We start from the raw sequence: 20,709 nt of genomic DNA on the forward strand, positions 1-20,709 counted from the left end.
TCCCCCCTTCACCATAGACCAAGGCTCCCAACAAACATCCGCAGGATAATTTTTCACGATTATTTTCATTAACTGTTTGCTTTGTCAAGATAAAGCCATTATCATGCGCCCGTTCATTCCCTAGTGTAAAAAACACTCACCTTATTCACCCGATTAACTGTAGAGGAGAAAAAAATCATGACAATTACATTATTATCCTTTGCAGGTCTTAACCGCTAAGAAACGTATGCCCGGCCCGCTTTTAAAAAAGCTGTGAGCCAAATCATAACAATCCGTTTCCCCTGCGCTTTAACGGCTTCTTTTTAGAACTGCCAGACCTGCTTTTTCATTACTTTTTTCAACATAAAAACAATGAAGGAATTGGTCTATGGGCACAAACGTCCAAACAATTACTGAACAGGTATCTTTGATCGCATCCGAAACAACCTGGATCGAAGGTGCGGCAATACAACAACTTAAAAAAACAGCCGAACTAAGCGGTATGGTCCGCGTTGCCGGTATGCCGGATTTGCATCCCGGCCGGGGTTATCCGATAGGGGCAGCCTTCTACACCCGGAATAAAATCTATCCGGCCCTGGTGGGCAATGACATCGGCTGCGGCATGTCCCTTTGGCAAAGCTCGCTGAAAGTCAGCAAAATCAACCTGGATAAATTCATGAAAAAATTTGACCGGGTAGAAGCGCCACTGGATGAGAGCTGGAGCGAGGTGGTCAAAAGACGCAAAGGTGAGAAAGACATCACCACCCAGGCATTTGACCTGTCGTTGGGCACGATCGGCGGCGGCAACCACTTTGCCGAATTTCAGGCAATAGATCAGGTTTATGATGCCAAAGCGCTTAAGGCACTGGGCCTGGACAAAAAACAGCTGCAACTTTTGGTGCACTCCGGCTCCAGGGGGCTGGGGCAGTCGATTTTAGTGGAGCATATTCGGCAGTTTAATCACCATGGCCTGATAGCCGGCAGCGAAGATTGTCAGCACTATATGCAACAACATGACGAAGCGGTGCGCTGGGCCGAGCTTAACCGGGAACTCATCGCCCGGCGCTTTCTCGAAGCAGCCAGGAGCGAAGGCCATCTGGTATTAGATGTTAACCATAACCTGGTCACGGCTAAAGCCCTGGATAACCAGTCAGGTTACCTGCATCGTAAAGGAGCAACCCCCAGCGATCTGGGTTATGTGGTCATTCCCGGCTCACGCGGCGATTACACTTATCTGGTGAAACCGCAGCCTTCGGAGCAAAGCTTATACTCCCTGGCCCACGGCGCGGGACGAAAATGGAAGCGGGGCGACTGCCAGGGGCGGTTAAGCCATAAATACAAAAAGGACGATTTGGTTAAAACCGCTTTGGGCAGCCGGGTTATTTGCGGCAATAAAGAGCTGCTTTATGATGAAGCGCCCCAGGCCTATAAAAAATGCGAATCTGTGGTTGCCGATATGGCAGATGCCGGTTTGCTGGAAGTCGTCGCCAGACTGCGCCCGGTATTAACCTTTAAAACCCACGGAGACTGTAGCTGATGATCTTACTGCAATTATCCGCGGGCCAGGGACCGCAAGAGTGCTGCACCGCCGTGGCTTTGGCACTCAAAGCACTGGAGAAAGAGTGCCGGCAATACCAGATAAAACTGGCAGTACTAACGCGGGAAGCCGATAAGGAAGCCACCGGCTTTAAATCTGTATTGCTGCAGCTTAACGGTCAGCAGGCCAAACAAGTCGCGGCTAACTGGCAGGGGGTTATGCTCTGGGTTTGCCAAAGCCCCTACCGGGCTAAACACAAGCGTAAAAACTGGTTTTTCAGCGGGCAAATGTTCGAGGTAAATGAAACAAGCCTGGATCAACAAATAAGCTTTAAAACCTGCCGGGCATCGGGAGCCGGCGGCCAGCATGTCAACACCACCGACTCTGCGGTACGGGCAACCCATAACGCCAGCGGCATTTCGGTGCGGGTGCAAAGCGAGCGCAGCCAGCATGCCAATAAACGCCTGGCTATCGCCCTGATAGGACAAAAGCTGGCATCACAAAAGCAGCAGCAAATGTCGCAGCAGGAGCAGGCACGTTGGCAACAACATCTGGAGCTGCAAAGGGGCAACCCGGTAAAAACCTTTAAAGGCGAGAAATTCGTCCCGGTAGGGTAAAACGTATTCATCACCACCACAACAACAAGTACAGGACTTAACAGGAGCACATCATGTAATGCCGTCGCCGCGCAGTAAACATCAGCCCTTCCTGCTCAACCAGGAGCGGGGGCCGGGTTACTGCGCCTCCGGTTTCACTATCAGTCACAGTTGCTGGCAAGAATACGCGCTAAAATAGCCCGTACTTGCTCATCCTTAACATTTGCTATCGCCTGGGATGCCGCTTCGCCAGTATGGTAATTGGCACTTTGCCCCTGCATAACCAGAGCCGTCATCAAAAAATCGTCCAGGTGGGGGCTGACCAGCATCTCGACCTTGCCCCAGTCATAGCACTGGCAAATGTCATGGTTAAGAGTCACTACTTCGGCTTTATTGTCCCTTGTGCTGCATGCACTTAAAGTTAAACTCAAAAAAACTATTATCAGGAAAGATCTCATCCCCCCCTCTATGGTTAAACCAAGCCAACATACCACAAGCCCGGCTATAATCTGCGGATATAAAAAAGCCCTTATCATAAAGGGCTTTTAAGTGATCAACACCAGAACCGGGTTTGCCTGCCTTAAGGCTAAAAAGTCTCGGAGATCTGCAGATTGATATCCATCATCGCCGGTGGATTAATGTCGTCAAACTCAAAAGTTAACGCCATATTGGTGCAGCTGCGATTAGTCACCATGGTTTTAGTGATCACATATTTATCCCCTGAATCTGTGGCATGAAAATCACCGCAGCTGGCGGTTAAGTTCATGACCTTGCCATCGGAGCGGCCGTTGATATCAAAAATCAGCTCCTGCCCGGTATCGCCCTGCACAGGCAGTGTCACTTGATAACCGCTCAGGACATTGGCCACACCACATTGTTCATCGACGATTCTTTGCCTGTAAATAGGGACAAAATCCGCTTTGGTTAACTGATAACGGACACCATTGATATAGACAGGTGTCTGGCTGGCCTGTAGCTGTGCCTGTTGCGACATTATTTGGCTATCTTGCGAAGGCATAAAGGCATCGCAGCGATAACCCAGCTGCATTTTAGGCAGGGTCGGCACATAATAATTAAAATATGCCCCCGAGGTTTCTGAGCCTATACCAAACAGGAAGTTACGTGGACTTCCCCCACGACCATGGTTGAAATAAGGGAACCCCTGCACCGCAAATGTAAAATGCCAGTTGGTTTCGGCAGTATTTGAAAACCACAGGGCATTGCCAAAGCGGCCTTCGTCTCTTGGAATATCCCAGCTAATAATCGTTTGCTTGTTAACAGGGTCGACATCAAAAACAAGATAATCAGAGAACGTTTTTTCCTGGTTATCCAATGTCTTATAGCTTTGGTTGAGGGCTCCGTTATAACTGCCTTGCTGCAGGTAAATGCCCGTTTGCTCGTCAATCCCGGAAGGCATTTGCCCGGGGGCTAAATCTGAGGCATAAATGCTCGTGATTTCATGGGGAACGATCATTTGTCCCTTAAACGGAATATGAACATCGGCAAGATAACCGGGAGGCGAATCAGCGGCATAATCACAATCGGCATCCGCGCTGGTTAAACACACCTTGATCACATCATCGCCATTGCTGTCAACCGGCGCAAGACTGTTATATTGCTGAGTGAAATTGTAACTGCTGATAGCGCGATTATTTTGCTCAAACAGCTTTTCCGGTGCCTTTAGTTGCTTTTTGTTGCCGCCAATATCTGCATATTGCTCTTCGATATGTTGCCAGGAAAAAGGATATTGACCAAGTTTTAGCGCCGAAGTTACAGTACCGTCCCCGGCCTGAACAGCCGCCCAGGAACTGGCATAAACCATATCCAACTGCGGATGCCGAGACTTTAATTGTGTCAGCGAAACCTTCGCGATCAAGGCATTGTTTTCGCTTGGGTCAAACTGCAAACGGCTCTCAACCGGGGCAAGCAGTTTGCCGTCTTCATCGGTAAGCATTAAATCAAAATAAATTTGTTCGCCTTTGCCGCCAGCCGGGTTTATCGCCTTTACCACCAGGTAAGCCTGATTGTCTGCCTTATCAACAGCGACATTCATCGCCCAAATAGCATGGCTTAAACCAGCAATATCCGACTGCCGTATTTGAGCTTGTTGCCCGGTCGAATCCGACTCAGGGGTATGTTGAACGCTTTGCTCATCCAAAGCCCTATGCAGCCAGGGATATTGTTCGGCGCCGATATTACCCCTGGATAAACGGGATTTCACCAGATTAAAATGTGCCTGCTTGGTTAAATCCAATAACCTTACCCCCGCAGCATTTCGCGGCACATCGCGCTCGCTTATCACGCCACTTTGTGCTTTTACCTCTACCGGAGCAACCACGGCACCTGCCTGCCCAGCCTGACTAAAAACGCATGCTAACGCCATAGCGGCCGACAAACGGGCTTTTTGCATCAACTTATTTTTCATTACTTGCTTCCTTGAACCTTTGAGTTAGTCATCCTGTTTTAGATAAGCCTTACGCGACAGCATGAGCTTTTTCGGCAATTAAAACGTCAGGCCCTAAACCCGGCGTGCTAAAGCTGCAACAGAAAGAGTTAACATCCTGTTAATTTTTTGAAAAACAAATAGTCACATTAATATTTTTAGAGTTCAAGCTTTGCCCGGACTCAGGGAAAAGAAGTACTTGAAATTGATTTTATGGCTTATTTTCGCCGTTCATCACCATAAGGATCAACACCATTACCGGCAGGTTTTTCGTCAGCGGACCAAATGGGTGTAGCCAGAAACCGGCATCGATGAAACTCAGTAATATCGAATAAACCAGGATCACCGCCAACTGCACCAGGCAGCACAGATAGGGCTTAATACCGGTTAACAGCCACAGGCCAATAACAATATCAAGCAAGGCACCGGCATAAACCGCGACATCCGCGCTAAGGCCGATAATGCCGCCTTGTGCCAAGACCTGATAGCCGGTTTGCGGCGAGAAAAACAAAGAGGTTAACCCGGTAAATATCCACAAGGCAGCCAGCGAAACTTTTGCCGCCAGCATTAACCGCTCCTGGCTGATAGCTTTTATCATCTCTACATTGCCTCTAACAAAATTAAACCAGCGGCAGGGGCTTAAACACCATAAGGTAAAAAATTACCAAGATGGCGGCAAAAGCAGGTATGCCGAGCAAAGTCCAAACCTTCATCAGGCTTGTAAATTTCGGCGATAGCTTATTCTCCCCGACAGCCTGCCTGGCCAACGCCCTAAGCCGGTACTGGATGCGCAATACCGGCAACCAGCAAAGTCCAATCACCATAAACAAGGTGATAACCGTATAAAACCAGGGAGAGGAAAAAGAATAACCTTGCCTGGCCATCAGTAAAATGCCGCTGACAAGCTGGATAAGCACGGCCGGCAAGGTAAACAACCAGTCGGCCAGCACCACATGCTGCGTGGTGACCGATATCGCCTGCACATTATTGCTGCGACTGGCCATAAACATAAAAAAAGCGATGCCCGCGCCGGTCCCCGTCACCACCACGGCCGCCAGAATATGAATAAGCTTCAGCAATAAATAACTATCGAGCACACTAGCCAAAAACGTCTTCCTTTTGATAGATACCGAGTTTATCAAAATACGGAGTAAAGTCGGCCAGGGAAAATAAACCGGTACAGGGGGTTGCGCCGAACACAGGATCTGCTGCGGTTTGCTCCAGCAATAATTTTCGCGCCAGGATAATAGCAGCAAGGGTCGGGATATAAGGACCTATACCGCCGGGAGCATATAAGGACCATTTAATGGTTTTACGCTGCTTTTGCCGGTCTAAACCACTGATCAACACCTGCATCGCGCCGTTATCGCTGCCAAAAGGCATAAAGACATTGCTCGCTTTAACGATGGACTTAGACAGCGGCGACCAGTTCTTTACCCAGCCTTTTTTAGCCAGATAAGCCATAACAACCATAGACAAATGCAAAAAAGGTAGTTCCAGTCCGGCCTGAAAACGGACACTGTCTGTTACCCGGTAACGCGCCGGAAATAATTCCAAGTCCGGCACATCAACATTCGCGAGCCAGCGTTTACCGATAATATCGCCAAAGTCTTTTTTTCTCGGCTCCATCCAGCCAAAGGCATCTTGCCACAGCCCGCCTTTATACACAGAAAAGGCATGCCCGGTATACGATAATATCCCCTTAACCGTGGCTTCCCCCCGCTCAGCCTTATTGCCGGGGGCAATGGCGATATCCAGGTTATTGATCACAAAAAACTGCTGGCAGTAATGGTCAATTACCGCAGAAGATAAACCGGGCACCGAACTTGCGCCGCTCACCAGCAAAACTTGCTGCTGTTTAGCCAAAGCATCAAGGTCGGTGATATCACAGACAAAACGCCGGTCGTCTGCCAGGTCGATATAATGGGCGCCGACCCTGGCGCACATTTGCGGCACCAGATGTCCCTGCCCCTGAAACGGACCGCCGGTATGGATAACCACATCCACCTCCGCCAATTTTAACCTGGCTTCAAAATCACCGGCATTAATATCAATCACATAGGGGTTTAACCTTGCCCCAACAGCAGGTTGCAATTTATCAGCTAAGCCTTGCGCCTTTGCCAGATTTCGTCCTGCCACTAAAATCGTGATATGTTCAATATCCGCCAGGTTTTCAACAATTCGCTTGCCAAAGTTACCGTAACCACCGAGCACCAATACAGTTTTCATTTAATAACTTCCTAAAATCAATTACTGTTTTCTTGCGCTAATGCTTTATCAGGTTTACTTAACTTACTGCGCCAATACCCCTGGCTGCCCAGCATTTTCCAGGCCCATTTCACCCAGCCGACGATGGCGAAACTCAACCAGATCACCCAGCCGAGCATAATGCCCTTGTAGAACAAGGTGGAAATACTCATCACCGACACTTCAGGTAATACCCCGTCACTTTTATCGGCAAACCAGGATAAATAATTGCCGTAAGAGTAGTTGCCGCTAATGCCCATATCCGGTGTGCCCAATAAACTCATAGGCACCACCGCCACCAGGGAGAGCAGCGCGATCACAGACAAGCCATATAAACCCAGTTGCGAGAAATTGAAAAATAACCGTCCCATCGCCTTAGGGCGGTAGGTACTTGCCGTCAGGGAAGCAAACCAGAAGGCAATAAGCATCAGCATACCCCAGTTATTCAAACTTAAACCAAAGCCCAGCACTAACCAGCTGATGGTGGTTAACGGGGAAAACTTCACCCGGGAAAGCAATAGCGCCAGCAGCAAAAATACCACCAGCTCCCCCCAATAAAGCACCGCAGGCCCGAGTAACGGACCTTTTGCCCACAGTACCCAACGCTCCGAAGTTAGGTTCATATTGGTCGAGACATTGCTCACCGGGGCATTGAGGTTAATGGCGGGCGAGGTCATCATGAAAGTTTCTTCACTTGCCGATCGCATCCGTATGTTCACCCTGTGCTTGCCGGGGAAAACCGGCAGGGTGAGCTTACCCCCTTCTCCCTGCAGATTCATGATTTTGCCGTCGCTACTGATTTCTTTTAGCCGGTAATTTTCCGGCAAGGTTAACACATGCTCACCGCCGCGGGTGCTGCGGTAATCAAAGGTCAAATTTAATGTTGCGGTGCGGCTGCCCTGATCAATACTGTACTCTACCCTGTCAATGGCCAGTACATCACCGGCGACTGCCTCCGGGCGTGTCGTGCTAAGGTTTAAGGTTTCACCGGCATAAGGGTAGAAGGCATAGCGGAAATAATCGTCATGATCCTGATCCTGCAAAATTACCGGTAAGCCGGAAAATTCCGTATGCCATGACGGGCTGACCATCACCTGCCACTGCTCTATCACCCGGTTATTGCTGCGGGCATTAAAGCTGATGTTTTCCTGCTGCTCTAAAATAGAATGCCAGCTAAAGTCCTGCTGTCCGGAAGCTATGCTCACCTGCACCCGGCTTTCACCGCTTTGGTTATCAAGCACGATATCATCGCTGCTGATACGCTCTCCCTGCAAGGTCGGCACCCAAACGGTAATCGAGCCCTGGCTCGGGGCAATACGCTCAACGCGGGTGCTGACACGCCAGACCTTATCCAGGGATACTTCCCGGATAACTTTCACCAGCGGCTGCTTGCTATAACGCGACGAAGTTTGCTCCACGCCTGACGCTACCGGCGCCCTGGCAAGAAACTCCAAAGTATTCGCACTTAAGCGGCTGCCCTGAGTACCGACAATTTCCCAGTCGGATGAGGGTAACAGTTCAACCCTTTGTGCTTTCTCTTTAAATTCCAGCTGAAATACTTCTACCGGCGCCAGCTGGCCGCTCAAACGGATATTGGTGATGCCCTGTTGTACCGGCAGATAAATCCAGTCCTGACGCTTAATCAAGGCAGTAACCGCTTTTCCGTTAACCTCAGCGGTTTGTGGCCGCCAGAACTCCGAGCGCGGTAAAGCCAATGCCGTGTTAGCACCGGCATCGACGGTCAGTTGCAGTGTCAGCGCCTTAGCCTGTGCATCTACCTGCAAGTGGCTGATCACGGCACAATTTGGGGCGCATAGCGGTGCTTCACTGAGGCGGGCTTTTAGCTGGGCCAGCAATACCTGATCAGGAAACGACTCGGCCGCCAGCTCGGGGGAATAGCCGGGAGTCAGCATAAAAAAGGCCAGCAAAGCGGCGGCGGCTTTTGGCTGCAAGCTCCCGGGTTTGATGCGGACAACATCTTTTAGCACCAGATATAACCACAGCAAACTCAGCACTACGCCAAAAACTTTCAGCAAGCGGTACTGGTTTTTCGATAACACTATCAGGTCAAAAACCTGCTCTTTCGCCACCGGACTGTTCCAGTTAATCTGATGGCGACGCCACTGCCAGTTGGGGATACCGGATCCCGCCTGCATCAGGGCATCCGACTGGTACCTTTCCATCAACAAATCCGCTGATTTGACCTTGCTGGCGGTGACCGACATTCTCTCCACATCTGCCATATCCAGCATTTCCCCTTGCATCGGCTCCTGCGGGCGTCGCATTGCCTTATATTTTCTGCCGTCATCCGCTTGTTTTTGCTCCGCCAGCTCGTGTTCGAGTACTAAATTTTGCTCGACCTTCATTATTCTGCCGGCAGTATTGCCCGGATCCAGCTGGGGGTGCAGCACAATACGTAACTGAACGGCACAGAAAAATAACAAGGTGCCGGCAATAAGGGCCACGCTCAAGGCCCAATAGGTTTTCACCAGGGACTGCAGGCGCTCAAACGGCTGATATTTTTTTATCGCCAGCGCCAGCAATAAATTGATAATGGCAATCACCGGCGCATGAGCCTCCTGGTATATAGCCAACAGCATCAAGGCAGTGGTAATACCGGCGCTGATGTTCACCAGCCGGGCAGCAAGGATCGCCGACAGCAGCAAGATAAAACTCGCCCAGATAGACCAGTTGCTCCACCAGCTCGATGACACATAGTCGGCGCCAAAAACCGCAAACAGCAGGTTTGACGGCGGCAGGTTCAAGGTTAAATCAACCTGCTCAAAATCACTGTCCCAGCCGGTCACGGCTAGCTGGCCCCTGGCTTGGGTGCTGCCCCGCCCCTGAATATCTACCCGGGGATAACGGTTCTCCACACCCCGCTCTCCTGCCTGGCGGGTGGTGATCAATACCGGGCCGTCCTGATCTTCCGCCGACTCCAGCAGAAAAGGCCCCGGCATGCTCAAACGCCAGTCGGTGATCATGTAACCTGTGATCTGATCGCTGAAGTTATAACTGGCATTGTCAAAAGCCAGCCATAACTGGCGGGTTAAATTCAGGCGGCTTTCCAAATGTAGCGGTTTGCCGCGGTGCTGAACCTCGTAACTGAGGGCATCGCCGTTTTGCATCAGGTAACCGGGTAACTCATACCAGGACTGCGGCATAATGCCCTGGCGGGTATCAACCATTTGCGCCCCGGTAAGTTTGCCCAGCCGTAAATTCTCCTGCCCCTGAAACACCCAAATTTCATCTTTGGGCCAGTGATAGCTATGCCCCGGGCTTAATTCAAAATTCTGAGCCGGCTTTTGCCAGGTTAACAGCTCAGGGCGGGCATAACCGTCAACCAAAATCTCCCAGCTGCCGGGCTGTAATTTGGCATGCAATATTCCCCGGGCATCTAAAAAAGCAGCAGCCTTGCTGCGAATGCCGGTAAGTTCAAAACCTTCCGGCAGTACCTTGCCTAATTTCACCTCGCGCATTTTACCGGAAACCCGGATACTGATATAAGTCTCCAGCTTGAGATAGGCACCGTCGGTAATACGGCGCGCCACGGTGATATCCAAACTGTCTTGTTTTTCCTGGCGGATATCCAGTTGCCTCAGCCATAGCTCATTATTTTCCAGCCGGGGAAAAACCACCGCCTGAGCATTCACCGTTAATGCTACCTGGGCATATAATCCGGGAACGGCAAGACTTTCAGGCAGCTGCTGCCAGCTAAACTGTCCTTTGATCAAATAATTTCCCGGCTCCAGCTCAATCACCGGCCTGCCGTTATGTTTAATCACAGGTAATTTTCTATCGTTTACCCTCACCCGTAACGGCCAGTTTTCATCATCGCCGGGTAAAGGCACCAGGGTTTTGCTCAGTACCTGCCAGCTTTGCTCGAAACCGGCCTCTTGCTCACCGGCATCCAGGGTTAAGGCGCCCGGCCAGGCACAAACATGGTTGCCTAAACCGGTAAAATCTGAACGATTGATAAAAGGACATTTAAGGGCTTCACTGCCTTTTAATACCCAGGGCCCCCAGGGAGATAAAGACTCGGGAATGGTGTCATTGGCCGAAAGTGAAGATATGCCGGTAAACAGCATAAAACATAAGAAAAATAATGAAAAAATACCGCGAGAATGAAAAGCTCTGCTCACTTGGCTACCCCTGTTATTTTTTTCCTAAGCTTAACCTAGTTCTCACTGTTTTTCCTTTGATATTTCTTATAAATCAATTACTTTATATCAAAGCCACTTATGCCTGGTTTGCTTTTACTTTGCACCGGGCTTGGTATTGATAAAATCCCCCGTATAATGTCTGTTTTCTCCTTTCCAGGCGACCCAAATAATGGCAATAGAAATCGAAAGAAAGTTTTTAGTCAAAAATGAGCAATATAAAAACGATGCCAGCGAACAAGTCCGTATCACCCAGGGATATTTAAACTCAGCGCCGGAGCGTACGGTAAGGGTGCGCACTAAAGGAAATAAGGGCTATTTAACCGTCAAGGGCATAAGCAGCGAGTCCGGCGCCAGCCGTTATGAATGGGAAAAAGAAATCCCCCTTGATGAGGCCAGGGCTTTACTCGCCTTGTGTGAACCCGGGATGATCGACAAAACCCGCTACCTGGTTCCCCAAGGGAAACACACCTTTGAAGTGGATGAATTTTACGGTGAAAACCAGGGGCTGGTGGTCGCCGAAGTTGAATTAACAAATGAAAACGAAAGCTTCGACAAACCCCTTTGGCTGGCACAAGAAGTCACCGGCCAGACCCGATATTATAACTCGGTATTGATGCGCCGCCCCTATGCCAGCTGGGAATAGCGAATACTTTAAACAAGTTACACCCAATTGACCCGAAATAACAAAGCCATTTCCCCACAACAGGCTTTTGCGGGTATAATAACCCGCAAATTAGTCATGGTATAAACACAGAAACAGATAAAAAATCTCACCCGCTGATCTGCGGTTTTCATATTGCTACACAGTTCCTGTGAGTGATCCGGTAAGCTATTAGAGGTGCTGATGCCGATAAAATCTATACGCAATTATCTCCAAATATTGGGAACCATAGGAAATGTTCCAGAAAACACTGAAAGGGAAAAAGTTGGGCATGGATTTTTAATTTACACCGGGGCACTGATGGGATTGGGGGGGTTGCTGTGGGGCACCCTGTCATTTTTTTCAGGGTTAGTTTGGCAGTCATTGATCCCCTACGGCTACACCCTGATCACTATCGTTAATTTTACCTACCTCTATTTTTCAAAAAAGTTTGAAGTGGTCCGTATTATTCAAATGGCCATCAGCGTCTTACTGCCGTTTTTGTTTCAAATATCCCTGGGGGGGTTTATTCCCAGCGGTGCGGTGATCATCTGGTCGATACTATCGATTCTGGTCGGCTTTACTTTTCAAAACCGCTTCACTACCTTGCGCTGGTTTATCTTTTACCTGGCCTTGATTATTGCCGGCGGCATCATAGATTCCAATATTTTCCTGGCAGGCAGTGTCGACACCTACGGGCTTAGCATCTTATTCTTCACCCTGAATTTATGCGTGACCTCCACCATTATTTTCATCATGTTCTTCTATTTTGCCACCAATGTCGACAACTTAAAGACCCAGCTGGAAACCCTGGCCCATACCGACTCCCTTACCAATATTCCCAACCGCCGTCATATCTTTGAGATTATGGAAACCGAATTTAACCGGGTTAAGCGCAGCGGCGGCACTTTTGCCGTGATGATGCTGGACATAGATCATTTCAAAAAGATTAACGACAACTTTGGCCATGCCACCGGCGATGAAGTCATCAAATGTTTTTCCCGCTGCCTGACCGGCAATATCCGCAATATTGACAGTGTCGGCCGTTACGGCGGCGAAGAATTCATTCTCTTTTTACCCGACAGTACCCTGGAGCAGGCACGAATATCGGCGCAGCGCATCAACAGCCATTGCCGCGACCTGCAAGTGGGTACGATGAACAGCCCATGTGAATTTACCGTCAGCATAGGCATCAGCGTATTTACCAGAACCGATAACTGCATTGATGAAATTATTGCCCGGGCAGATACTGCCCTTTATCAGGCCAAAGAAAATGGCCGGGATCAGGTCAGGACAAACCCGGCAGTTTGAATTGACGGCAATAATTACCTATGCCGGAAAAATAATTCAGAGGTGAAGCGCTAAACCTTGCGACATGTGAGAGCGAAAGCGCCGAAAATAAAGCGCCGAAAATAAAACATAAATGCCATAGCCGCTTAGGTAACGGCTTGCTGTAAGAGATAAAATGACTCTTCCCTTTCAAGCAGTTCATAACCCTGGTCAAGATAAAACTTCAATGCTTGCTGATTGCTTTCAAATACCCTTAAGCGAATATAAGGCTTTCGACAATCAGAGCGTAATTTTCTTAATACTTTTTTGCCAACCCCTTTATTGCGGTATTCGGGCATGAGAATAAACATCATAATGTACCGGCTATCAGACAGATCTTGGCTTTGAATATAACCAACGGGTGTATCCTCTAAAACAAGCAGTTGATTGGTACAGGATGACCATCTGTCATCGAAATCATTCTGCTGCCACTGTAAATCCCATCCCCATATTTTCTCTATATGAGGCTGCATGGCAGCAACATAGTGCTCCCAGAAAAAACATTTATTCTCCGCAGTTGCGGCTTCAAATCTCAGATTCATGTTGGCCTTAAAACAGGGTAAATCAGGCATTTTATTGCCGCTTTCGAAAAGTTGTCAAACCTGAAAAATTACGGTTTATGCGTTTGTCTGATCTCAAATCACACACTTATTTGATAAATATTCACATTTAAATTTTTAAACATGGTTTGTTTGATCAATTTAAAGCCTAACCGCTCGATAACCTTAATAGAATTGATATTGGAAGGTTCGATGATTGCTGACAAATCGTTAATGTTCAATGACGTTGCACAATAATCCATAACCCCATTTACCGCTTCCGTCGCCAAACCCTTTCCCAGATATTGGCTGCCTAAACGATAATTCACATGAACATATTCTTCTGCATCGATTTGATGCCGGTTCAGGCCGCAAAGCCCAACCAATTCATTTGTTGCTGTAAGAAAAATAGCCCAATGACCAAAACCATTCTCACGGTATTGGCGAGCACAATTTTGAACAAACGCTATCATTTGTTCATGAGTCTGTGCCCCGGTTGCGGTGTATTTCATCGTGGTTTCGTCAGATAATATCGGTGATAATTTATCAAGATCGCTGCTTGATACTGCTCTGATGGTCAGTCTGCCAGTCTTGAATATATCCAATGCTCCCTCCAGGAGACCTGTTCTTCTTTAAAATATGACGATTCATGTTAATTAATCAGATAAAGAAAAGAAATACCAATGATCGACGGCACTAATAAAAAAGCCGATCTACAGGTAAACCGACTTAGTCTTTCAGGTATGATAAAGCATCACCTTGAGCTGGCTATCAGTAATTTCTCCAGAAACAACTGAGTCCTTTATCAACAACTTCAGTGTGGCTGACCTCAGTAACCGGGTGCTCGCAACAGCACTTAACGGTGATAGTCTTGATATACTGGGCGTGTCTCCATTCAAGCACCCAAACTTCCTTATTAATAATGCGTTGACGGCTGGTCCATGGCTCAATGACCCGGGTGATAATTTTCTTCACCCGATACAGTTTAAGACCGCGAAACTCCTTGATCACCACGGCACATCCGCCGCACTCCACCGCATTGCTAAAGGAATGCTCATGGTGGTGGCCAACCGGTGGAAAATGGACAAAGGGAGCGCGAATGGCCCCTTGTTCGACACCCACGGTATTATCAGGCTCCAGGATATCCCGTGCCAGCTCGCCTGCGGTTTCTGCAAATACGTCGAGAAAGTTTTTAACCCTGAGGGCCTCCACCTTGGCTTCATCGTTTAGCGGGTTTTTTCCGACATCGCGCTGGATATATTCCCCCAGCTGCCGGCCCCAGCCGATCAACCGCTCCATGGCGTCATTAAACAACTGGTGGGTTTCTTCTTCTACGGCGGGATCTTCATGCGGTGTCGGCAAGATCATGATCTGGCTGAGAAAAAACTTATCCATAAGTGAGGAAACCGCCTCCAGCTGCAAAGCAGCGGTAGAGTATTTGTCCAGTGCAAGTTGCAGGTCAAATTCCCCGGCATCCATGCCGATATTCGCGGCAGGATTGGTAAATTTTTCGGGATTGCGTTTAGCTCCCTTAGGAGCTGGTTTCTTAGGTTGATTTGGCATAGTCGTTCTCCTGATGGTACTAAGCGTATTAGGGCATCCATACAGTTTTTTTTATCGTCTCCTATCTCAATGTTTATTAATAATGGTGCAGCCGGCACGGCTTTTATCTCACCAGGCTTTCATGACTTAGCTGTTTTATGCGGGAAGCATTCATGCAAAGAAATAGCGGACATCCGGCAAAGAGCAACCGGTTCAATTTTTTAACGCAGGTGTTTACGGTTTATAACCCAATTAACCCAATCGACAGGGGAGCATTACCAAGGTAAAAGCTCAGTAATATCAAGTGACAAGCGTGAAGTTGTTTTTTATAGTTGGCGGTACGCCGCCGGGCTGAACATATATCTAATTTTAAGTAAAAGTACTATTGGCACAGCCTCAGAGCACTTTAAGGATTGCAGCCACCATTTAGCGTCGAAGCGGCCGCAGTCACTTATCAGCTGCCCTTGGCCGGTTCCCCTTCAAACCAAATACCGTACTTATCCCCCTGCCATTTTAGCAAGTGAAACAAATAGCCGGTCGTGAGCATCATTAAGCCACCAACAAGCGCAGCTTCACTGACAAGACCCAAACAGCAAAAAATAAAGCCGCTAACATGCGATACAAGTTCAATTCGAACCGCCGTTTCCCTCCTGGAGCGAAACTGGAGAAAGTTGAAAGCAAACCAGACTTTCAACCAAAGGGGTAAGTTTTTCCAATGCTCTGAATTTTTATTTATCACAAATTTCTCCTGACTCAGGGTTGATACATCAACATTAAGTGCAGAAGCAAGACATTTAAGAGACTCTAAACTGGCATTTTTCCCGCTTTCAATGCGCTGAATGGTTCTAACATTCAAGCCGGACATTTGCGCCAGTTGTTCTTGCGAAAGATGACGGCTGATACGTAATTCTTTAAGAATCATTAAATTTTCCTCTGCACTTAAGAATCACAAGTATTCATTAATTTCTTTGGTGTCGGGTACGAATTTAGCACGACATTTACCCGACAGTCAGGGGTTTATAGCTTTATTTGACCATTGAGGACTAATCCAGCCATTTTAAACCTAAGTGTAAACAAGAAGACTTAACTATTCGCTCAATAGCTTTCCGCTATGCCGATAATCAGAATAGGTAGTCGTTGACACTTCATCTATTTCGGTAAAATAGGCAAAGCTGCCCTTCATACGCATTTCAATCTGCTGCGGCAATACCGCCTCATTAAGCTTAATAAAATGAAGAGAAAGCATTAACTCTGAAATAGTGGCACTGAACATAGGCGAAAATTCAGCGTTATTGACTATGGTTATTGTTTCAATATATTGGTGCTGTTTGCTATACGACAAGCTGCCTGCCAACTTTCCTTCAGCGTCGTCTCCCAGCTTTTCCATATGAACCTGAAAACCTAGCCGGGCATGGCTGCTGTTCTCATTCAACAGTTGAAGGCTTTCTTGCTTAATTAACGTTTTAAGGTTAATGCTGTAACTTTGACCTTTCGCTTTATTATCAGCATCTTGCTGTTTCTTCCTGGCAAATTTTTTAAGTTGTTTCTTGCTCGGTATCTGGTCGTTAATACGTAATAAGGTCCATTGCTTACTTCTATCTTCATTGGGAGTGTAAGCCTCTATGCTACTGGTGATATCGCCCTCTTCATTCTCAAAGTGCGATATTTGCACCGCCCATTCTTTACGGGGTGCATCGGCTATATCCTTGATAGCTTGAATAACCTTTTGTTCGATTACTGTTGGCGCTGTTATTGGCTTTTCAGCTGCGTGTACATTAATAACACAACCAATACAGGCTGAGATCCAGCCATATTTTTGAGACATAGCACTTCCCTTAACTTCACTTTAAAAGAGGGTTAAGGGTAGTGCCAATGATGTGAAATCGATGTGAAATAAAGCAATTATTTCACCAGCGTTAGTATAAAACCTAAACGGTAAGCAGCTTGATGACAATCCTGCCCAGCTCTCATATCGCCGGTTAAGGGCAAGCTTCAAACGCTATGTTTTTCACCTGATTACTCGTAAGCGGGTCGGCATAAATTCTGACATCGTCAATATACGCCGTGGCAAAAGAGTGACTTGACGGCTGGCCGTTACCGCTATGAGAAGCGCCGATAAGCAGGGGGATGGATGTGTCGGCATAAACATCATCCGGAGAGGTTTTAACATCATACGGATAACCATTCACATAAGTGGTGATATTGCTATTATCGTCGACTAAACAAAAGTGATTCCAGTTGCCGTAATCGTTAAAGTCTAACATATCCGGAAAATCGCTCAGTTCGGTTAAATTTTTCCCCTTAGACCACATTCTTAAATTATCAGCATTGTCCACCAAAATAGTAAAGCCTGTTTGATAACTTGAATCCGACTTATATTTTGACACTAAAACATGATGTTTATTGATTCTGTAGGGCTCCAATACATTTGCCCGCAAACACACGGTTGCTGCTTTTCGCGGCGTTAAGAAGGTGCCGTCCGTTACTTTGATATAACTGCTATTGCCGTCAAAATACATGGCACCGTTTGGGTTATCGCACCTGTCCTGCACAGCAGTAACATTACCGAAAATTTGCCCGTCGGCTACATTACCGCTTGAGTCTTGGGCATTGCCATTCAGTTCGAAATGCGCCAGCAATTCAACTTCGGCAAAAGCGCAAGGCGAAGCCAGCGCCAAGACAACAACAGGGGATAATAACTTTTTATACATAATAATTTCCTTTTATTTATGAAAGCCTTACCTTTATAGCAAAAGCAAAACAGCCTTACTAGCCGAACTCAACAATTAAAACCAGGCTAATAAAGCAATCCCCCCGCCTTTGACGGCTATCAATTTTTACTTTTTATTTTTCCGCAGGCGCAGCGTTTCACATTCATTTCACAGGCGGCTTTTTATTCTGGCTTCAACGAAATGAAAAGGAATCATACTCATGCTTAAGAAAATAACAGTTACCTTAGTAACCTTAGTCATCCTTGGAGCCGGCTTAACATTTGGTGCCAAGTCTTGGGTAAAAAGTTTATTACCCGAAAAAGCCCATTTTGTAGCATTAAAAACCACACAAGTAAGCGACTTACCCTATGTTACCGAAAACATTCCAGCAAACAGAGGCAAAATCTTAGCCGTGGTAACCAGTACCGACAAAATGGGACAAGACAAAGAGACAGGTTATGAACATACCGAACTGGCCCGTGCCTACTGGGTGTTTATTGCCAATGGCTTTGACGTCGATATTGCCAGTCCAAAAGGCGGTAAACCGCCGGTAGTCATCGACGGCGAAGACATGGGCGCATATGATTATGCTTTTTTAAATGACGGCGCTATCCAACAGAAAGTGGCAAATTCTATCGCCCTGGCAGACGTGAACCCGAACGATTATGAGGCGGTATATTTTGTCGGCGGCAAAGGCACTATGTTTGATTTTCCGGACAACCCCCATGTGCAGGAGATTGCCAAAACCCTGTATCAAAACAACAAAGTAGTCAGCGCCGTGTGTCACGGACCTGCCGCACTGGTTAACGTTGAATTAGACAATGGCGAAATGCTGCTGGCAAACAAGCAAGTCAGCGGCTTTACCAACGATGAAGAATTGTTATTAATTCCCGATGCGAAAGAGATTTTTCCCTTCCTGCTTGAAGATAAATTGATTGAACAAGGCGCTGAGTTTCAGGCAGGCACCACCTATTTAGAAAAAGTCACCCAGGACGGCAAACTGATCACAGGCCAAAACCCCTGGTCTGTATGGGGGCTTGCTGAAAAAGTCGTCGCCGAACTGGGCTATCAGCCTAAAACCAGAGCACGTACCCCTGAAGAGCATGCTATTGAACTGTTAATGACCTATGATGCAAACGGCTTTGATGCGGCACTGAATGAGCTGAAACATAAGCCATACGCTTATCAACGTCTGCTCATTGTGATGCACAGTATTCTGGCATTTATGCAGTTCGACATAGGTAAAGGCATTGACCTGTTAAGCCTGGCCAATCAACTGAAATTGTTGAATTAAAGTTTATACAAACTCTCAGGTCACTCTGCTGCCAAAGCACAGGAACAGCTTGCTTGTCTTGTGCTTTGGCTTATTTGCAAAGACCTGTTTAGGCACTCCCCGTTTATTTCATGATTGCCGGGTTAAGCGGAAGAGGCTGCACCCCTTCTGATCAGCTCGGTAAGTTATTTAATTCAACGGAGCCTTTTGATACTCATCCTGCCCGATGGGATAAGTCATCATCCATATCAGCAAAAAAGTCATGCCCAGCAGGACAAACTTAATATTTTCATATTGATGATATAGCCAGTTCCAGCCGCTAAAAAACCGCGCGCTTTCCCCGCTGAAACCTAACTCGTCCAGGTGACGAATAAAATTTTCCCCCAGCGCCAGCAAATCTACCGCCATAAACACCACAAATAAACTGCTGAGGGCAAACTCGGCATTATAAATAAAGATATGATCATAAGGCTGCTCCCGCGCCGCCAAAAGGCAGCGGGTAACAGGAGCCCTGAATACCACCAAAAAGAACAACAGCACGTCTACCAGCAAATGCACCGAAAAGATAATGGCATTCACCCACATGGCGCTCAGGGTGTCGCTGGTGGTATCAATAAAGTATTCAAATACCAGCATTTCTCCCAGATAAACCGCCAACAGTGCCGCGCATAAATGTACCACGTTAATATTATGCCGGTTCATCAGCATTATCAGCAGCAAGGAAACATCCATCATGATATAGACATGCTGGTGATTTTTACTGAAGATGGCATAACAAACACCGATGATAATAACTGCAAATTTAAACATTTATTCCTGTTCCTTTAATTTCCCTGTGTTCCCTGACAGCCCTTGCCCCGCTTAACCGCTAAGGCATTCGGGCTGTTAAAGTGATTACTTAAGGGGTAAGTTCCTGATTGCTCTGGCTTAAAGTCTTTCCCGGTACAGCCCCGGCCGGTTGCAGCGGCGTGCTCTGTATTTTGGGATCATCCCCTTTTTGTCCCGAGCTTGCGCCGGTTACCCGGACAAGTTCAGCTGCAGTCAATGTTTTCATTAGCATGGTTTAGCTCCTTAGTTATTGTGTCGTCAGTTAATGGTTTTGCCTGTTGCAGGTGGTTCTTCTTTTTGGAAGCCCGGTAAAGATTCGGCTTATTGCTATCGCCGTCCTGGCAGCTGTCGAACAACTCTTTTAGCGCCTCAAGCTGTTGTAGCAACGGCTGTACATTCAAGCGTGCATAAGTCAGAAATTCCAAGGCCTGGTTGATTTTTGGCTGACTTATTTCATTCTCCCAATTTTCCAGCGTTATCCGGCTGACCCCAAGCTTACGGGCCATCTCTTTGGTCGAGAAGTTAACTGATAAACGTGCCCGCCTTAAATCGTCTCCGGTGATAAATCTTACAAACATCTCAATCCCTAATCTTTTTATTTCATTCCGTCTTTATTAGCTGCAGCCAATGCTGAGCACTAACACAACCAACTGTTTTAATTGCCGTAAACAAAAGAAAAGCCAACAAGCTTTCACACACGGTAATCGTTGAATAAGCCCCTTTATTACGGAAACAGACAACACTAACCGTGCCTTAATCTGCCTTATTTTTTAATGGGGCACTCAACAATGATTTCAATGATTTCAAAGAAATCATTGAGAGTCAAGCAAAATGAAATCATTGTATACATTAGCTAATGGGCAAATTGCTGTTCCAGCCCAA

General features: G+C 47.2%; 20 protein-coding genes. 5 read left to right on the top strand and 15 right to left on the bottom strand.

Translation table 11 applies throughout. The features are described from left to right. Nucleotides 1–367: 367 nt before the first annotated feature. Together SG35_RS21625 and prfH are read left to right on the top strand one after the other, a co-directional pair. Nucleotides 368–1,516, top strand: a complete 1,149-nt coding sequence (locus SG35_RS21625; protein WP_044832078.1) for an RNA ligase RtcB family protein — start codon at nucleotides 368–370, stop codon at nucleotides 1,514–1,516. Further along, nucleotides 1,516–2,133: a peptide chain release factor H gene (gene prfH, locus SG35_RS21630; RefSeq protein ID WP_044832077.1), complete on the top strand. Its 618-nt coding sequence runs from the start codon at nucleotides 1,516–1,518 to the stop codon at nucleotides 2,131–2,133. The genes SG35_RS21625 and prfH overlap by 1 nt, the downstream gene beginning before the upstream one ends. A 140-nt stretch (nucleotides 2,134–2,273) precedes the next feature. Here prfH and SG35_RS21635 read toward each other — a convergent pair whose 3' ends face one another. From SG35_RS21635 to SG35_RS21660, 6 genes are all read right to left on the bottom strand, one after another. Beyond that, nucleotides 2,274–2,492, bottom strand: coding sequence for a hypothetical protein (locus SG35_RS21635; RefSeq protein WP_152646553.1), 219 nt, complete (start codon nucleotides 2,490–2,492; stop codon nucleotides 2,274–2,276). A 206-nt stretch (nucleotides 2,493–2,698) separates the two neighbouring features. Beyond that, nucleotides 2,699–4,537: a hypothetical protein gene (locus SG35_RS21640; protein ID WP_053042927.1), complete on the bottom strand. Its 1,839-nt coding sequence runs from the start codon at nucleotides 4,535–4,537 to the stop codon at nucleotides 2,699–2,701. Nucleotides 4,538–4,766: 229 nt separating this feature from the next. Next, nucleotides 4,767–5,153, bottom strand: coding sequence for a DoxX-like family protein (locus SG35_RS21645; RefSeq protein ID WP_044832075.1), 387 nt, complete (start codon nucleotides 5,151–5,153; stop codon nucleotides 4,767–4,769). 22 nt (nucleotides 5,154–5,175) lie between these two features. After that, a complete protein-coding gene (locus SG35_RS21650; RefSeq protein WP_044832074.1) occupies nucleotides 5,176–5,652 on the bottom strand; it encodes a DUF2269 family protein in 477 nt (158 codons plus the stop codon). 1 nt (nucleotide 5,653) lies between these two features. Then, on the bottom strand, nucleotides 5,654–6,784 hold the full coding sequence (locus tag SG35_RS21655) for a saccharopine dehydrogenase family protein (RefSeq protein ID WP_044832073.1): 1,131 nt from the start codon (nucleotides 6,782–6,784) through the stop codon (nucleotides 5,654–5,656). Between the two features lie 17 nt (nucleotides 6,785–6,801). After that, nucleotides 6,802–10,944 carry a hypothetical protein gene (locus tag SG35_RS21660; RefSeq protein WP_236702556.1) on the bottom strand — a complete coding sequence of 1,381 codons (4,143 nt, stop codon included), beginning with the start codon at nucleotides 10,942–10,944 and terminating at the stop codon, nucleotides 6,802–6,804. A gap of 190 nt (nucleotides 10,945–11,134) precedes the next feature. On the opposite strand from SG35_RS21660, the gene SG35_RS21665 reads away from it, so the two are divergent. After that, complete coding sequence (locus SG35_RS21665; protein ID WP_044832072.1) at nucleotides 11,135–11,608, top strand: CYTH domain-containing protein; 474 nt, start codon at nucleotides 11,135–11,137, stop codon at nucleotides 11,606–11,608. A gap of 318 nt (nucleotides 11,609–11,926) precedes the next feature. After that, the gene (locus SG35_RS21670) at nucleotides 11,927–12,916 is read left to right on the top strand and encodes a GGDEF domain-containing protein (protein WP_053042926.1); all 990 of its coding nucleotides are present in this window, start codon (nucleotides 11,927–11,929) and stop codon (nucleotides 12,914–12,916) included. Between the two features lie 125 nt (nucleotides 12,917–13,041). Here SG35_RS21670 and SG35_RS21675 read toward each other — a convergent pair whose 3' ends face one another. From SG35_RS21675 to SG35_RS21700, 6 genes are all read right to left on the bottom strand, one after another. Continuing rightward, nucleotides 13,042–13,476, bottom strand: a complete 435-nt coding sequence (locus SG35_RS21675) for a GNAT family N-acetyltransferase (protein WP_160298257.1) — start codon at nucleotides 13,474–13,476, stop codon at nucleotides 13,042–13,044. 98 nt (nucleotides 13,477–13,574) lie between these two features. After that, complete coding sequence (locus SG35_RS21680; protein WP_044832069.1) at nucleotides 13,575–14,078, bottom strand: GNAT family N-acetyltransferase; 504 nt, start codon at nucleotides 14,076–14,078, stop codon at nucleotides 13,575–13,577. Nucleotides 14,079–14,244: 166 nt separating this feature from the next. Further along, a complete protein-coding gene (locus tag SG35_RS21685; protein WP_044832068.1) occupies nucleotides 14,245–15,036 on the bottom strand; it encodes a hypothetical protein in 792 nt (263 codons plus the stop codon). Between the two features lie 433 nt (nucleotides 15,037–15,469). Next, a complete protein-coding gene (locus SG35_RS21690; RefSeq protein ID WP_053042925.1) occupies nucleotides 15,470–15,937 on the bottom strand; it encodes a helix-turn-helix domain-containing protein in 468 nt (155 codons plus the stop codon). 165 nt (nucleotides 15,938–16,102) lie between these two features. Beyond that, complete coding sequence (locus SG35_RS21695) at nucleotides 16,103–16,840, bottom strand: hypothetical protein (RefSeq protein ID WP_044832067.1); 738 nt, start codon at nucleotides 16,838–16,840, stop codon at nucleotides 16,103–16,105. A 154-nt stretch (nucleotides 16,841–16,994) separates the two neighbouring features. Continuing rightward, complete coding sequence (locus SG35_RS21700; RefSeq protein ID WP_044832066.1) at nucleotides 16,995–17,726, bottom strand: LamG domain-containing protein; 732 nt, start codon at nucleotides 17,724–17,726, stop codon at nucleotides 16,995–16,997. Nucleotides 17,727–17,946: 220 nt separating this feature from the next. On the opposite strand from SG35_RS21700, the gene SG35_RS21705 reads away from it, so the two are divergent. Then, a complete protein-coding gene (locus SG35_RS21705; RefSeq protein WP_044832065.1) occupies nucleotides 17,947–19,020 on the top strand; it encodes a type 1 glutamine amidotransferase domain-containing protein in 1,074 nt (357 codons plus the stop codon). A 168-nt stretch (nucleotides 19,021–19,188) separates the two neighbouring features. Here SG35_RS21705 and SG35_RS21710 read toward each other — a convergent pair whose 3' ends face one another. The 3 genes from SG35_RS21710 to SG35_RS21720 form a co-directional block, all read right to left on the bottom strand. Continuing rightward, complete coding sequence (locus SG35_RS21710) at nucleotides 19,189–19,809, bottom strand: hypothetical protein (RefSeq protein ID WP_044832064.1); 621 nt, start codon at nucleotides 19,807–19,809, stop codon at nucleotides 19,189–19,191. 88 nt (nucleotides 19,810–19,897) lie between these two features. Further along, on the bottom strand, nucleotides 19,898–20,053 hold the full coding sequence (locus SG35_RS21715; protein ID WP_160298256.1) for a hypothetical protein: 156 nt from the start codon (nucleotides 20,051–20,053) through the stop codon (nucleotides 19,898–19,900). Then, complete coding sequence (locus SG35_RS21720) at nucleotides 20,031–20,405, bottom strand: helix-turn-helix domain-containing protein (RefSeq protein ID WP_053042924.1); 375 nt, start codon at nucleotides 20,403–20,405, stop codon at nucleotides 20,031–20,033. The genes SG35_RS21715 and SG35_RS21720 overlap by 23 nt, the downstream gene beginning before the upstream one ends. Nucleotides 20,406–20,709: the final 304 nt, after the last annotated feature.

The organism is Thalassomonas actiniarum (assembly GCF_000948975.2).
Lineage (GTDB): Bacteria > Pseudomonadota > Gammaproteobacteria > Enterobacterales > Alteromonadaceae > Thalassomonas > Thalassomonas actiniarum.